The organism is Amorphus orientalis (assembly GCF_030814015.1).
Lineage (GTDB): Bacteria > Pseudomonadota > Alphaproteobacteria > Rhizobiales > Amorphaceae > Amorphus > Amorphus orientalis.
In genome coordinates this window covers 1-12,730 of sequence record NZ_JAUSUL010000008.1, presented here as the reverse complement: position 1 = coordinate 12,730, position 12,730 = coordinate 1, and the positions used below count along the sequence as shown (strand labels likewise).

Annotated in this window: 16 protein-coding genes; all 16 read right to left on the bottom strand. The window is 61.1% G+C overall.

What is annotated here, in order from left to right; translation table 11 throughout:
* Positions 1-102: 102 nt before the first annotated feature.
* Positions 103-606, bottom strand: a complete 504-nt coding sequence (locus tag J2S73_RS20935) for a phage pre-tape measure protein (protein WP_306887652.1) — start codon at positions 604-606, stop codon at positions 103-105.
* Positions 607-630: 24 nt separating this feature from the next.
* The gene (locus J2S73_RS20930; RefSeq protein ID WP_306887651.1) at positions 631-1,422 is read right to left on the bottom strand and encodes a phage tail tube protein; all 792 of its coding nucleotides are present in this window, start codon (positions 1,420-1,422) and stop codon (positions 631-633) included.
* Positions 1,423-1,489: 67 nt separating this feature from the next.
* Complete coding sequence (locus J2S73_RS20925; RefSeq protein ID WP_306887650.1) at positions 1,490-2,005, bottom strand: hypothetical protein; 516 nt, start codon at positions 2,003-2,005, stop codon at positions 1,490-1,492.
* Positions 2,006-2,013: 8 nt separating this feature from the next.
* Positions 2,014-2,589, bottom strand: coding sequence for a hypothetical protein (locus tag J2S73_RS20920; RefSeq protein ID WP_306887649.1), 576 nt, complete (start codon positions 2,587-2,589; stop codon positions 2,014-2,016).
* A complete protein-coding gene (locus J2S73_RS20915; RefSeq protein WP_306887648.1) occupies positions 2,586-3,014 on the bottom strand; it encodes a hypothetical protein in 429 nt (142 codons plus the stop codon). Before J2S73_RS20915 ends, J2S73_RS20920 begins: the two co-directional genes overlap by 4 nt.
* A complete protein-coding gene (locus tag J2S73_RS20910) occupies positions 3,014-3,313 on the bottom strand; it encodes a hypothetical protein (protein WP_306887647.1) in 300 nt (99 codons plus the stop codon). The genes J2S73_RS20915 and J2S73_RS20910 overlap by 1 nt, the downstream gene beginning before the upstream one ends.
* Positions 3,314-3,396: 83 nt before the next feature.
* Positions 3,397-4,485 (bottom strand): major capsid protein, encoded by a 1,089-nt coding sequence (locus tag J2S73_RS20905; RefSeq protein WP_306887646.1) that lies wholly within the window; start codon positions 4,483-4,485, stop codon positions 3,397-3,399.
* Positions 4,486-4,516: 31 nt separating this feature from the next.
* Positions 4,517-4,924 carry a hypothetical protein gene (locus tag J2S73_RS20900; protein WP_306887645.1) on the bottom strand — a complete coding sequence of 136 codons (408 nt, stop codon included), beginning with the start codon at positions 4,922-4,924 and terminating at the stop codon, positions 4,517-4,519.
* A 54-nt stretch (positions 4,925-4,978) separates the two neighbouring features.
* Positions 4,979-6,298, bottom strand: a complete 1,320-nt coding sequence (locus tag J2S73_RS20895) for a S49 family peptidase (RefSeq protein ID WP_306887644.1) — start codon at positions 6,296-6,298, stop codon at positions 4,979-4,981.
* Positions 6,298-7,977: a phage portal protein gene (locus tag J2S73_RS20890; protein ID WP_306887643.1), complete on the bottom strand. Its 1,680-nt coding sequence runs from the start codon at positions 7,975-7,977 to the stop codon at positions 6,298-6,300. The genes J2S73_RS20895 and J2S73_RS20890 overlap by 1 nt, the downstream gene beginning before the upstream one ends.
* On the bottom strand, positions 7,977-8,219 hold the full coding sequence (gpW, locus tag J2S73_RS20885; RefSeq protein WP_306887642.1) for a gpW family head-tail joining protein: 243 nt from the start codon (positions 8,217-8,219) through the stop codon (positions 7,977-7,979). Before gpW ends, J2S73_RS20890 begins: the two co-directional genes overlap by 1 nt.
* Before the next feature lie 64 nt (positions 8,220-8,283).
* Entirely contained in the window at positions 8,284-10,362 is a 2,079-nt protein-coding gene (locus tag J2S73_RS20880; protein WP_306887641.1) for a phage terminase large subunit family protein, read from the bottom strand.
* Complete coding sequence (locus tag J2S73_RS20875; protein ID WP_306887640.1) at positions 10,359-10,967, bottom strand: DUF1441 family protein; 609 nt, start codon at positions 10,965-10,967, stop codon at positions 10,359-10,361. The genes J2S73_RS20880 and J2S73_RS20875 overlap by 4 nt, the downstream gene beginning before the upstream one ends.
* Positions 10,968-10,984: 17 nt before the next feature.
* On the bottom strand, positions 10,985-11,230 hold the full coding sequence (locus J2S73_RS21675; protein WP_370874483.1) for a helix-turn-helix transcriptional regulator: 246 nt from the start codon (positions 11,228-11,230) through the stop codon (positions 10,985-10,987).
* 73 nt (positions 11,231-11,303) lie between these two features.
* Entirely contained in the window at positions 11,304-12,491 is a 1,188-nt protein-coding gene (locus J2S73_RS20870) for a tyrosine-type recombinase/integrase (protein ID WP_306887639.1), read from the bottom strand.
* 31 nt (positions 12,492-12,522) lie between these two features.
* Positions 12,523-12,730, bottom strand: a 208-nt coding sequence (locus tag J2S73_RS20865) for a hypothetical protein (RefSeq protein WP_306887638.1), incomplete at its 5' end; no start/stop codon positions are given.

The following is a 12,730-nucleotide window of genomic DNA, read 5'->3' as shown; positions in this document are numbered from 1 at the left end:
CGGCCTCTCGTGTGACCCGGGTCGTAACCAGATCGCTCTCGACAAGGACCATCCCAACTGGATAGTGCTGCGCCAAGGGATGGCCGTGATCGAGGAGCTGACTTACTCGGCGGCGGATGCCAAAGAGCCAGCCTTCGAAGTCCGCATTTCTCCGAAGAGACCCTGCGCGCCGCGAAGAAGATTGACGACGATCTCCAGCACTTTTTTTGAGCCGCCCTCCATCTCGAAGGTCAGCCGACCGATCTTATCCAAGGCGTCGAGCTGGATCGCGACCGGCAGTTGCCCGACGACCTTGAGATCTTCCGGCTCAAGGGCGGCGGTTTCCTCGCACGACATGGCGATGATCATAGAGACGAGTTTGGGAGCGGTGCCCAGTGCACGGGCGCCCACCTCCATCAAGCCACCTTCGATGGTCATGCCCTCGTCGGAGACTCCCTCACCACCGCCTTCAACCAAGTTCTCGAAATGGCGGTAGAGGGCGTTCAGCTCAGGGCCGAAGTCGCGAGCAAGGGCGCTGATATCGACGAAGGAGAGCCCGCGGACGGCGAACTCGCCGCCCGCGAACTGTACTGTCTCCGTCGGCAGTCTGAGGTCCTTGAGACCCATGATGCCGTTCTCCTGGTCGGAAGGTTACGCGTTGATTTTCGGCTGGCCGTCGACGTAGATCGCCTCGACGCCGGCCTTGCGCAGGATCTCCACGTTGAAGGGGATCTGCTGCCACTCGTCGCCCTTGAGGGCGTAGTCGCCGTTGGGGCGAAGCTTGACCCAGGGCATGTACCAGACCGGCTGACTACCGACCGGGTTGCGGGAGATGAAGCGGAGTGCACCCTCGATCGGGGTGCGACCGGAGATCACCCGCGTGCGGGTGCTGGCGAGGGTGGTGTAGTCGAGCGAGATGTCGCCGTCGGGCGTCACGGCCCCGCCCTCCAGGATCTTGAGGCGGGCCTGATCGAAGTCGATCTCATAATCCTCGCCGGCCGTCAGTTCGCTGCCACCCTGGCTGGCCGTGAACCCGGTTGAACTGATCGCGCGGACGCCGACCGGGTTCGTCTCCGACATGCCGATCTGGTAAATCATCCCCGGCTGCACCCCGGAGATCACCTCGCCGGTCACAGCGCCACCCGCGTCGGTGAGGACTTCCGAGCTTCCGTAGAAGAAGAGCTGGATATTATTGACGTGGATGTTGTCGGTGATGAACGACGCGGTACGATTGACCTGGAGCGGGATCGAGGCGTCCTTCTCATTGATGCCGCGATCCGAATTGTAGTGATCGAGGTTTTCCGTCTCGATCGTGGCGTTGAACTCCGGCGTGTTGCCGAGATAGCGCTCGCCACCCGGTGTCCGGGTTCCCGGGAGGTACTGGGCGAAGTACAGCTCGCCGCGGCCCAGTACGTAATTATTTTCGTAGTCGTCGACCAGCATGTTCGGTCTCCTGCTGCTTGTGCACAATCAAGGTGATATACACGAGAAAGGTGATATTTAAAACAGGCTATGAGTACGGATCGTCCAGTTTCTCCACGAGGCGGAGGCGCAGCGGGAGCCAGAAGAAGCCGAAGTAGGAGGGATGCTCGTCTGACGGGCGCACGGTCCCGACGCCGATGGACATCTCTAGGACCTGGCTCCCATTGCGGCGTGTCACTGAGCCGAGGCCCAGCGGGTTCCGACCGCCCTCACGCGTCCTCTCCGCGGAGAGGACCGTCTCAACTTCGGCCTTCAGCCGATAAGATGCGTCGGAAGGATGAACCATGTCGTCCTTGGTGAATCCCTGCACCAAGAGGTGCCACTCCCGGGTCGCCATCGGGTTGTCCGACTGAGTATCGGCGGGAACTGGGGGGTCGGGGTGCTCCAGGATCGAGACCATCGGCAGGGGGTCGTTGTCACCGTACACACTGCGCCCGCGAAACACTGAGCCACGAAGATCGTGCTGAAACCCAGCGTCCGGGTTGACACCTTCAATGACCGTCGTGAGCGCCTGGAGTACGGTGAGGCGGAAGGGATCTGCCATTGTCCAACCTATAATTTGAGATCGAGAAGGCGTTCGAACTCGGCGCCCAGGAATTGCTCGATGCGCCCGTAGGCCCGGTCCTCCTGCTCAATCATCCCCCGAAAGACCTGATCTACGGACGGCCCGTAGAGAAGCCACAGCCCACGGCCGAGGGACTTCGGTTTGAAGGCTTTTGCCGGCGGCTGGCCGCCCTTGGTTCGAACCGCCAGACCTTCGTTCCCGGAGCGGAGGTTCATGATGAACGCGTTGCTCATTTTCCGAGTGCGCCCGGGCTTGACCTGAACGTGAATGCCGTTCTTTCGGGACCCGGTTGAGAATCGAGCAAGAGAGGTCGGCCGACGGCGACCGGCGATCGATGACTCCAAGTCCGCGTCAGTCGCATTCCTCTCGACCCGGAGTCGCCCGGTTGATGGGGCTAGGTAGTTCCCAGGGAATGCGACCTGATCGAGCATGTCCCGAGCGAACCATCCACGGCCGCGCTCGGCCGCCTTATTGATCGCCATTCGGGCCGCCCGGTTGATTTCGTTCGGGAGCTTTTCGAGGTCGGTGTCAGTGACGTTCTCCAGTGCCAGAAGGTACATCATCCACCTCGCATGGCCGGAAATGTCAGAGAGCCCCGGATGAATGCAGGGAGCCACCCGTCTCCGTAGGGTGTCGGCAAACCCGCTATGTCAACCGGACGCTGGCGGGTTACCTCCGCCATCACATCGACGGAGCCGGACGGGAGCTTGTGATCGACCACATATCCGACGCCCGGCCCTGTGGTGACATAAAAGCCGCGCTGCGGCTGCTCGACCTCCGACAGAAGAAAGCTGATGCGGGGGGAGTCTTCCTCAACCTCGGCCGCATGAAAGTTACTTTGACCGCCGACGCGCACGTAGTTCTCATGCACACGCACGGTGACCGCCTGGACGTGGGTCAGGGCGGCATCAAAATAGAGGGCGGGGACGCTCATGTGCTCATGAAGCGTCCGCCGCCCTCTATCCATATGAGCGCGAAAGCGGCTCATCAGATGTCCTCGTCACCCTCGTCGCCAGAGGGAGCCGTGGGCTGCTTGACGCGCGTGGTCTTGGAGGTGTCCCCGCCTTCGGTCTTCTCGGTCTTCCCGGTCTTCGGCGCCGACGGCTTGGACTTGGAAGAGCGGAACTCCTCCAACTCGACCTCTTCGCTGGTCAGATCACGGGAGGCGCCGACCGCCTTGAGGTCCCCGGCGGTCTTGTCGTCGATGTCGAAGGTCGAGCCCGGCTTGGCGACTTTCTTGATGCCATTCTCGGCGTAGTGGACGGTGTGCACCGCAAACTGTTTCATCTCGTTTCTCCGATGGATGATTGTGTTGTTTGAAGGTCGACCGGTCGGCGAGATAACCGCCGACCGGATTGATTGGGACGCGCTTACGCGGCCGGGACCACGGTGGCGCGCAGCGTCGCGTTGGTGTTCACCGGCACCATGAGCGGGGCCGACTGGTGGAGCATGTATTCGACCGCCGGATCACCGGTCTCCATCCAGTTGCGCGGGAAGATTTCCAGCGCCTGATACTCCGCGTAGGGGTCGATGATTGCGCCGAAGCACTGGTGACCCATGATCCGCTCGCCGGTCGCCGTGAGGACGATGTCCGTCGAAGCCATGAACGGAACCTCGGTGCCGTTGTCGTCTTCGAAGGTGTCTTGGTAGAGCCAGATGCCGATGGAGGCACCCGAGCCGCCGCCGACCGTCATCTCACCGACCTTCACGACCTTCTCGGCGCTGATAAGGCCCCGCTCGATGGTCGCCGCCGGGCCGCGGTAGTTGTTGTCCATGTGCTTCATGAACTCCTCGTCCTGCCGAAGCACGGCCCAGACGCGAGACCCGATGGTGATGCGCGTCGGGAACCCGCCGAACTGCGCATTGAACATCGTGTCGACCATCCGCTGGAGGTCGTCGAAGATGGAGACGCCCGTGTCGCCCCAGTAGGTGCCAGGGGTCTTGACGATGTAGTGGGCCGGGTCGCGACGGAAATCGAGTTCCGTCTTCGGGTAATTCTCGCCCTCGATCGTCACTTTCGCGTCGATGATCGCACGGGCACACATCCACTCCCAGCGACGCTCGATCGCCTGGATGTGCTGAGCCGTGATGGCCATCTTCAGTAGCTCCCGGCGCTGCATGGGCGTCAGCTCGCCCTGGCTCAACATGGAGCGGTCGACGCCCGGACGCTTCACGAGGGGCGCCGTCGGATCGATCGGATCAAGGGCCTTGACGTAGGCCGGTTTGAACCGGAAGGAGCCCGAGGAGTCGTCGTACAGCGGCTTGCCGGCGGCGAGCGGACGAACGAACGGCGCGAGGCGACGGCCGACCTTCATCAGCTTCTCGAAGTCGATCCATTCGTCAGTGGAGGTGATCGAGTACGGAAAGAAGAGCTGGCGCCAGTAGCTGTAGGTCGGCTCGACGTCCCGGTAGACGCCGAGGGACTTCCGGGTGTCCCAGACTTTGTAGGGTGCAGACATTGATCGAGGTCCTTTCTTTGTTTCCGCTCGATCAGCCGCGAGCGCGAATGAGGATCTGGGTGGGAGACGGCGCACCCTCGAAGGCGGCGCGCTTGTCCTCGTCGGTCGCGTAGGAGGCGTCCCAGACCAGCGCGTCCGGGTTGAAGCAGCCCGCGTAGAAGAACGGCGCCGTCGTCGTGCCGTCCGTGGCACCCGTGACCGCCTGGGTGCAGATCAGCGACGCCTGAACGGTGTCTTTGACGGCGGGCACGACGTCGCCGTTGGAGTCACGCCCGCAGACCTGGAACTTCTTAAGCTCCTCGTCGGCCTTCACGGGAAGCGGATAGCCCGGCGACAGAATCGGCCAACTTCCCGAGATCAGGAGGTCCGAGTGATAGTCGTCGAGCTGTTCGAAGGCGGCCTGGCCTGCCTCCGGGTACGGTACTTTCTCGTTCGCCATAGCAGGCTCCTTCGCGTTGGTGTATTGCACTTATAAAGTGCTTTTATGTGGAAGTTAAGTGGTCTGTCGGCTCTTGAATCCGGAAAGACCGAAGTTGGCGGCGAGGGCGGTGACGTCGTCTTCCGTGCCCTTGCCGCTCTCGTCGTCACCAGCCCCGACGTCGGGGTTGTCGGCGCTCATGGCCGCGTCGAAGTTCTGGGCGTTCCGTTCAGCCTGGGACCCGGTGTTGCTTCCGGTCGAGGCTTCAGCCTTCTCCTCGGGGAGATCGGCGATGAATGCGGTGACCTGCTCAGCCGTCATGTCGGTCTTCAGCGCGGCCGAAAGAGCGGCCTTCGGACGCGCCTTGCCCTCTTCCGAGCTGAGGATCGCATTGATGCGTCCGCGCTCAGCCGACACACCCTCGGCGAAGCCCTTCGCTTCGGCGTTGGCGACGGCCGTCTGATGGGTCGATGCGTCAACAGACGTATCGTCGGTCTGTTTGCTCTTCTCAGTCATTTCGGTTCCTTTCTCAGTGGAGTTCGCCGCGAACGCGGCCAGGGCCTCATCGAACGGTGCCACCTCATCGGCGAGCCCGTTGGAAAGAGCTTGGGTTGCTGTGAATGTCAGGGCCTTCGTCTCCCTAACGGCGTCTTCGGTCATCCCGCGACCGTTGGCCACGGTGGAGACGAAGGTCTGGTAAGACTCGTCGACGCGGGCCTGCATGCGCGCCCGGGTTTCGTCGCCCAGCGGCTCATAGGGGTTCCCGTCGGTCTTGTGACCGCCCTCGGGTGCGGAAACGAAAGTGACTTTCACCCCCGCCGCGTCCATGGCCTTGCTGAAGTCGACGTGCATCATGACGCAACCGATCGACCCGACGCCGCCCGTCCGGGACATAACGATCGAATCGGCAGAGGCTGCGATCGCGTAGGCGGCCGAAAACGCCATCTCATAGGCGAACGCGCCAACGGGCTTCTGCCCCTTTGCCGCTTGAATGCGGTCGGTGAGGTCAAAGCACTCCGCAGTGTTTCCACCCGGCGAGTTGATGACGAAGGCGATGCTTGACACCTCGGGGTCAGCCAAGCCGCGTTGAAACGCGCGCGAGATGTACTGGTAACCGGTCGCCCACCCCCCGATCTGCCATGGGAAGTTATTCAGGAGCACCCCGGCAACGGGGATCTGGAGCACCCCGCCGCGGACAATGTACGGGCGACGGGCCGCGAGGAAGGGGTCCTTCGGGTCCCAGAACTCGTCGCCATCTTCGGCTTTCGCGTCCAGAAGAGCAGACAGATCCGGGCTCTGGGACAGAGCGTGAAGACACCCCTCGAAATACTTAATCTGGCTTTCCGACACCAAGCTCGGCGAGTCGGAGAAGCGGGACAAAAGCGCCTTGTACATTAAGCTGCATCCTCTTCCTGGTCTCGGGGTGCCCCGGACGCGGCGTTCATCATGTTGCTCTTCTCGTCGAGGTTCAGCCCAAGGCGTTCGATCTCCTTCTTCTCCCGGGCGAGCTGACTGAGGACGCGCCGCCAATCCTTACCGAGGCGCGCGTGCTCTTCCTCACGGGTCGATAGACCGGCACGCATGCGCAGGACGGCAGCCTGGGTTTCCTTCAGCTCGTCGATCTGGCCGCGGGAAGCGCCGATCCACTCGCACGCCCCGTAAGCCTCACGGTTCAAGCCATCCCAGTAGTTCGGGGCGCGGCGGGGCAGGGAGAAGATCTCACCGAAGGCGATTGCCTCCTCCAGCCACATCCAGAATATGTGGGTCGCGAAACGGTCGGCCGTCGAGCGCTTGCGGGCGCGCATGCCCTTCTCGGTCTCATTGAGGGCGCCCTTCATCGACGAGTAGTTTGTCTTCGAGAAGTCGCGGGAAAGCTGCTCGTATGAGACCCCGAGGTTGGCCGCCAGATAGCGAAGAAGGGATGCCTCAAACTCGGTCCCCAGGGGGCCGCCCTGACCGGCAGGCTGAAGACGGAGCTTCGAGCCAGGGAAGAGATGAGGGATGCGGACGCCGTTCAGGTCGGCATTTTTTGCGTTCTCCATGTATTTGGAGAGCGCGCCGAGATAACCACCCGCATACTTGTTGAATTGCTTGGGCCAATCATCGCCACCTCGCCCGCCGCCAAGGGCTTCGAACACTTTCTCCGTATCGAGGTCGGACTCGATGGTCGCCGCATAAGTCGCGTTGACCACGGCATTCTGGAGCATCACGTCGCGGAATTTCTTGGCGATCCGCGTCTCTTTCAGAGCTGAGACCATGGCGGCGACGCCCCGGCTCTGGTCCGGGCGGAACGTCTCGTAGATGTGGATGACCTGCTGACGCCCCCATGGCTTGCGGGTCGGCACATAGCGCCACTGATGCGCCTCCAGGCGCGTACGGTGATCGGTCGGGTGTGCCTTTCGGATGTAGTATCCGACCGGCTGCCCCTTTCGGTTCCTACGGATACCCCCGCGGACATTGTCGTTGCTGAACACGGTCGGGGGCGTCGACAGCCGATCGGTGTCGACCATCTGGACCGCCGTCTTGAATGGGCGAGGCTGGTCCTTCTCCCACTCTCCGACGGCCAGGACCTCTCCTGCCATCATGTCCAACCCGACAGCGAGGCGGACGAGATCCGTAAAGTTGTTCCGGCGGGAGGCGTCGACCCAGTTGTTGATGCTCTCGGCCCACAGCGTGAACTTCGCTTCGACCTCCTGCTGAAACTCCTCTGCCCAGACTTCGTCGAGGCCGAGCACTTCCGCATTCGGCTTTGCGTTGAGCATGTAGAGGGAGCCGACGATGTTGTCCTTGCGGATGTCGGCACCGGCTCGCGTGTAGGCGTCGTTGCGGATCGCATCGCGCGACCGGGCGTCCAGGACCTCCTTATCGTCGAGGATGTCGAAGTCGGCCGAACCCATGGAAGGTGACCAGAGCGCCAGCCCACGATCGAACAAGCTCGCGCTCTCGTAGGCACCACCAACGACGGCGTCGGGTGCGCCCGCATCGGCCGGGAGAACGGGAGAGTGATCAGCCGATGCGGGCGCGTTCTCCGGGTTGGGCTCGCCCGGAGAATTGGTTTCCAGATCCTCACCCATCACCAGACGAACCTCAGCGGGCCGTTGGACTTGACGCGTCCTGAAAGGCAAGCGTCGAGTGCCTTACGTAGCTCGCTCACATAGGCCGAAAGCTGGGCCTTGTTCCCAACCTGATACTCGATGCGAGACCCATCATGGTCCACGAGAACCCGGACTGCGCGGCCCGTTTGCAGGTCGTGCAAAGCAGCCTCGGCCTCGTCGAGTTTTTGCTTCAGATGCTGGCAGTTGGGCGGCACGGCCATTCCAGGTCCTCCGTTTATCGGGGGATAGCACTAACATAAGTGTATAGCAAATTAAAAGTGAGATTTAGCCTAAACTAGCGCCGAGTTTTCCCAGGTCATAGTCCTCCTCCTCTTCAAACGGGCGCTCCTCATCGGGCGAGAAGACGAAGTCGTTTTTGTCCCAGGGCATGGCAAAGCTGGGGGGCGCACCCCAGTCGATGTTCTCGATGTTGATGTGCCTGGAAAGGCAAATGGCTAGGCAGTAGCAAAGCAAGTCCCAAGCCTCGTTTGAGACGCGCCGCGGGTTTTCCCAGCCCTTGTTGGGCATCCGCACCTCAGCCGTCAGCTCAGCGTAGAACCATCTCGGCAGCCATTCGGGGAACAGGACCATCCCACCCCCGGGCTCCGTGCGGCCCAACATTCCGTAGACTTGATCCTTGATCATGTTGGAGTTGATTTCGAGGACGGGGATTTCGCCGCGAGCCTCCGCCCGCCGGTCCTTCCGCTCTGAGTCGGGATAAGCGATTTTCACGCGCGGAGCGTGGGGCGAGGAAGCCCCTTTGATGAGCTGGAACCGCAAATGATGGCCACCAGGGCATTCATCCCTGAGCCAGCGCCAAAAGTTATAGGCGGCAGCCGTCACGCCCGCGGCCCCACCAGAGTCGCAACCCGTCGCCTTGATGGCCATATGGCGTCCGCTGTCGTCGTCCAACGGATAAGTCCGCTCGATCACCTCCTCAACCAGGACATGCCAGTCCTCCAGATGCGTCCCCGGTGAAACCCGCAACATCTGACCCGGCGCGTCCGGGTCTTCGCGGCGCGAGTATTTGATCTTGAAGCGGTCAATGATAGTGACGTCCCCGCCGAGTCCGACCCCCTGGACCTGAACCTCGAACCGGCTGATCTGGACGTCGATGGTCGCGACAAGGAACAGGACGTCGCGGGGGACGACGCGTTGAGGGAGGGGCTTCGCGCGATCCCGATAAAGCTCGGGGGTACGGTCGGAGACGAGAGTAGGTGGGATGAACGCCAACCCCTGGTCCGTGTTGACCGTCGTCTTCCACGCCCCATAGTTGCCGGTCTTTTCGAATTCCTCGATCGCCTTCAGGTACTTGAAGACAAGGGTTTTCCAGTCGACGAAGGCTGCCGCAACGCCTTTGAGCCAGAACGAGGCTACGTCCGACCGCAGCGGATTTCCGACGATCGTCCTATCCGGCAGCCAAAGCTGCCCCTCCCTGATCCAACGCCCCTCGTAGTTCAGCTCGTTCTTCCCAGGTTGGCCAGGGCCAGCCTCATGGGTGTGCGAGTACCCGCAGTTAGGACAGTCCAGGGTGGCGGCCTCGGCCGCCTCCAGGTGGTCCGCAGAGTCGGGGTAGGAGATGTGCTTGAAGTCCCCTTCAAAGGGCTCTTTACAGTGGGCGCAGCGCCAGTAGAAGCGACGCCGGTCACCGCGATTGTAGAGGGCGAGGACACCCTGCGTCGGAGGGGCCTCATGCGGCGTCGACGGTTGCCAATCAGCCTTATCGATCTCATAGCCCGGGGACGACTCCGCGACGGTCATTCCATGACGGCCGTATGTCTGGGTCCGCTTTCGCCCGAGGTCGAAGGGTGGCCCCTCCTTGTCGATGTCACCATCCATGCGGTCGTAGTCAGTGAACCAGACGCGCGGGATGGTTTTCCCCGACAGCTCGTTGATCGTTGGCCATTTAACCAAAAGACGAGTGCCTGCCAGGAACCGGATGTCGTGAACGTTCATGTTCTGACGTCCGGGGAGTACCTTCTCACCCAGCGCGGGCGTGTATCGGAAGACGCGCCGTAGATCACTCATCGACCAGTCGCGGGCCGTACCCTGGCTCATGTGCACGAGCATCATGTCGGCCGGGTCGCAGATCGATGTGTGGGTTAGCCAGTTGAAGAAGATGTCCGTCTTACCGCAACGGGCGGGACCCGCGAAGATCATCGCGGTATGGTCGAGGGACGTGAGTACGTCCATCGGCTCAATCAGATACGGCGCGAAGTCGTTATCCCAGGGGCCGACGTAGGAGCCGGGGTTGTAGATCTTCCGGTACTTGGCGGCAGCGTCGGACACCGTAAGGCGCTCCGGGGGGCGGACTGCCTCTGCCACTCTGAGGAGGATATCTTCCAGGCGCTCGTAGTGGCTCACAGGATGTCCTCATAGTCGTCGACAGGGCTGAGGTCGTCCTGATCCCGATCGCCCTCCGCTTCCTCCTCCTCTTCCAAGAGACGGTTCACAGTCCGTCCGCTGGCGGCGACCTCAACGATCTGCTTGTGGATGTCGTCCTGAATGGTGTCGACGATGCTGGTGACCGTGGTCAGGTGCTCATTCGAGAGGCCGATCGCCCGATCCAGCGAGTCAGGTAGGAGCTGGAGCTTCGTTCGGATGTCCTGAAGTACCTCAGAGAGGAGGGCGATCACCTTCTCGGAGCGCCAGAGGTCCCCCGCCTTCTCCTCATAGCGGAGCTGCTTGAACTTAGCGTTCCAGTATGTCTCTCGAAGGCGGTCGGGAAGTTGCTCGGGTTTCAGATCGCGGAGTAATTTTGCAGCGTCGACCTTGGGTTCGATCAGGCAGGCTGCCGCGTCGGCGAGGTCATAAAGGGCGGCATTGCTTCGGTCGAAGCCAAGCGGGCGGAGGCGCCGAATGCGCGTCTGCACCCGGTAGCGCGACATGCGAAACGCGTCCGAGAGGAAAGTTACTGTCACCCCGTCCACGGCCGGGTTGTGAACCAATCGCCTAGCGGCTCCACTCATTGCGGTCCTCTTGGCGATCAAATGATGTCGTCGTCGTTGCGCCGAGGGGCGGCTGAGGCATCTTTGCGCTTGCGCATCCCGCCCGCCCAACGACGGACCTCGTCATAGGCCCACATCCGAGAGTGGCCAAACTTGCAAGGTGTCGGGAATTGCCCTTGCGACATCATCCGATACAGCGTGGACCGGCCAACGGGGACCAACTCCAGGACCTGCTCCAGGCGGAGAAATCCGACTTCTTCTCGGTGTTTCTCAGTGAGTGTCATGGCGCTCCACTTCCCGGCGAGAGATCGTTCGGAAAGTGGATAGCACCTATAAGGTGATATTAAAAGGGTGATTTTACCCCGTCCTGAGGTCGTCGAGGATTCTCGCCCAGTCCCGCATCATCTCAACCCGTTCGTCCCAGTACCGGGCGCGGTTATAGGCCCGTCGAACCTCATCCTCCTCCTCATGGGCGAGCTGGAGTTCGATTGCCTCTTTGCGATAACCGCGTTCATTTAGAATGGAGGACGCGGTCGAGCGGAAGCCATGGGGCGTCATCTGCCCACGATACCCAATAAGGCCCATCATGCGGCTCAGGCTTCCCCTGGCGATTGGCTTGGATGATGAGCGGATGGAAGGGAAGATGTAGCCCTCGCTGTGCGCGCGAAGTGCCCTCGCGTCCCGGAGGATCTTTCGGGTGGACGAGGTAAGTGGAACTTCGTGTGGGCGGCGCATTTTCATGCGCTCAGGATGAATCCTCCAAACATCGTCCTCGTAGTCAATTTCGTCCCATGTGGAGAGTCGCACTTCCCCTGGACGTGTAAATGTATATGCAAGAAATAAAGTGGTTAGGCGCATTGTGGGGTGCCCTCTGTAATCGTCAATAGTTTTCAAGAGGGTTCTAAGCGGGGCGATATCAACGATCGCCGGATGATGTTTTGCTTTTCTTGTTTTGAGTAGGCCCTTGACGGCGTCGGCTGGGTTCCTTTCTGCCCTATCGGTCGTTATTGCCAATCGAAATACCGCACTCATTGCGTGACGCGCGCGATGGGCGGTCTCGATGCGCCCGCTGCTTTCGATCTTGCGCAGCACCTCTAGGACCTCGGCGGCGCGGATCTCTGACACCGGCCGTTTAAGGATCTTTGGACCGATCACGTCCATCAACACCCATTGCTGGAGTCTTATGGTGTCTGTCGTTCGACCGCGGTGCTTGAGTGATTCAAGGTACTCTTCCGCAACGGCCTCAAAAAGGTTCCCTTCCGCGAGCTTGGTCTGCTCGGCGGCTCTCTGTTTGCGTGCGATGGGGTCGAAGCCATCGGCGAGGTCGCGGCGAGCTTGAGCGCATTTGGACCTTGCTTCCGCGAGGCTGACGCTCGGGTATTTCCCGAACGATGCCGTCTTCTGTTTCCGGTCGAAGGTGTAGTTCATCCGCCATAGCTTCGATCCGTTCTTTCGGACAAGCAGGTAGAGGCCGTCCTTGTCCGTGACCTTATAATCGCGGTCCCCAGGGCTCATGTTGCGAATAGCGACGTCGGTTAACGCCATTTCACACTCCAATCCCAAACAGATATGCAACCTATGCGAAAGTTTGTTTCACAGTACCATGAACGCGGTGGCGATGCTGATACCATGGTTGATACCATGATGCCAACCTGGATGCAGGGAAACCAAATTGGACGAATTGGGACAATAATTTATTCAAAATCAATTGGATGTGGGTTTTAGCGGGACTGCCTGGGAAGAGCTGAGAAGGCTTGAGACTTCCACCCCCTGAAACGCCACCG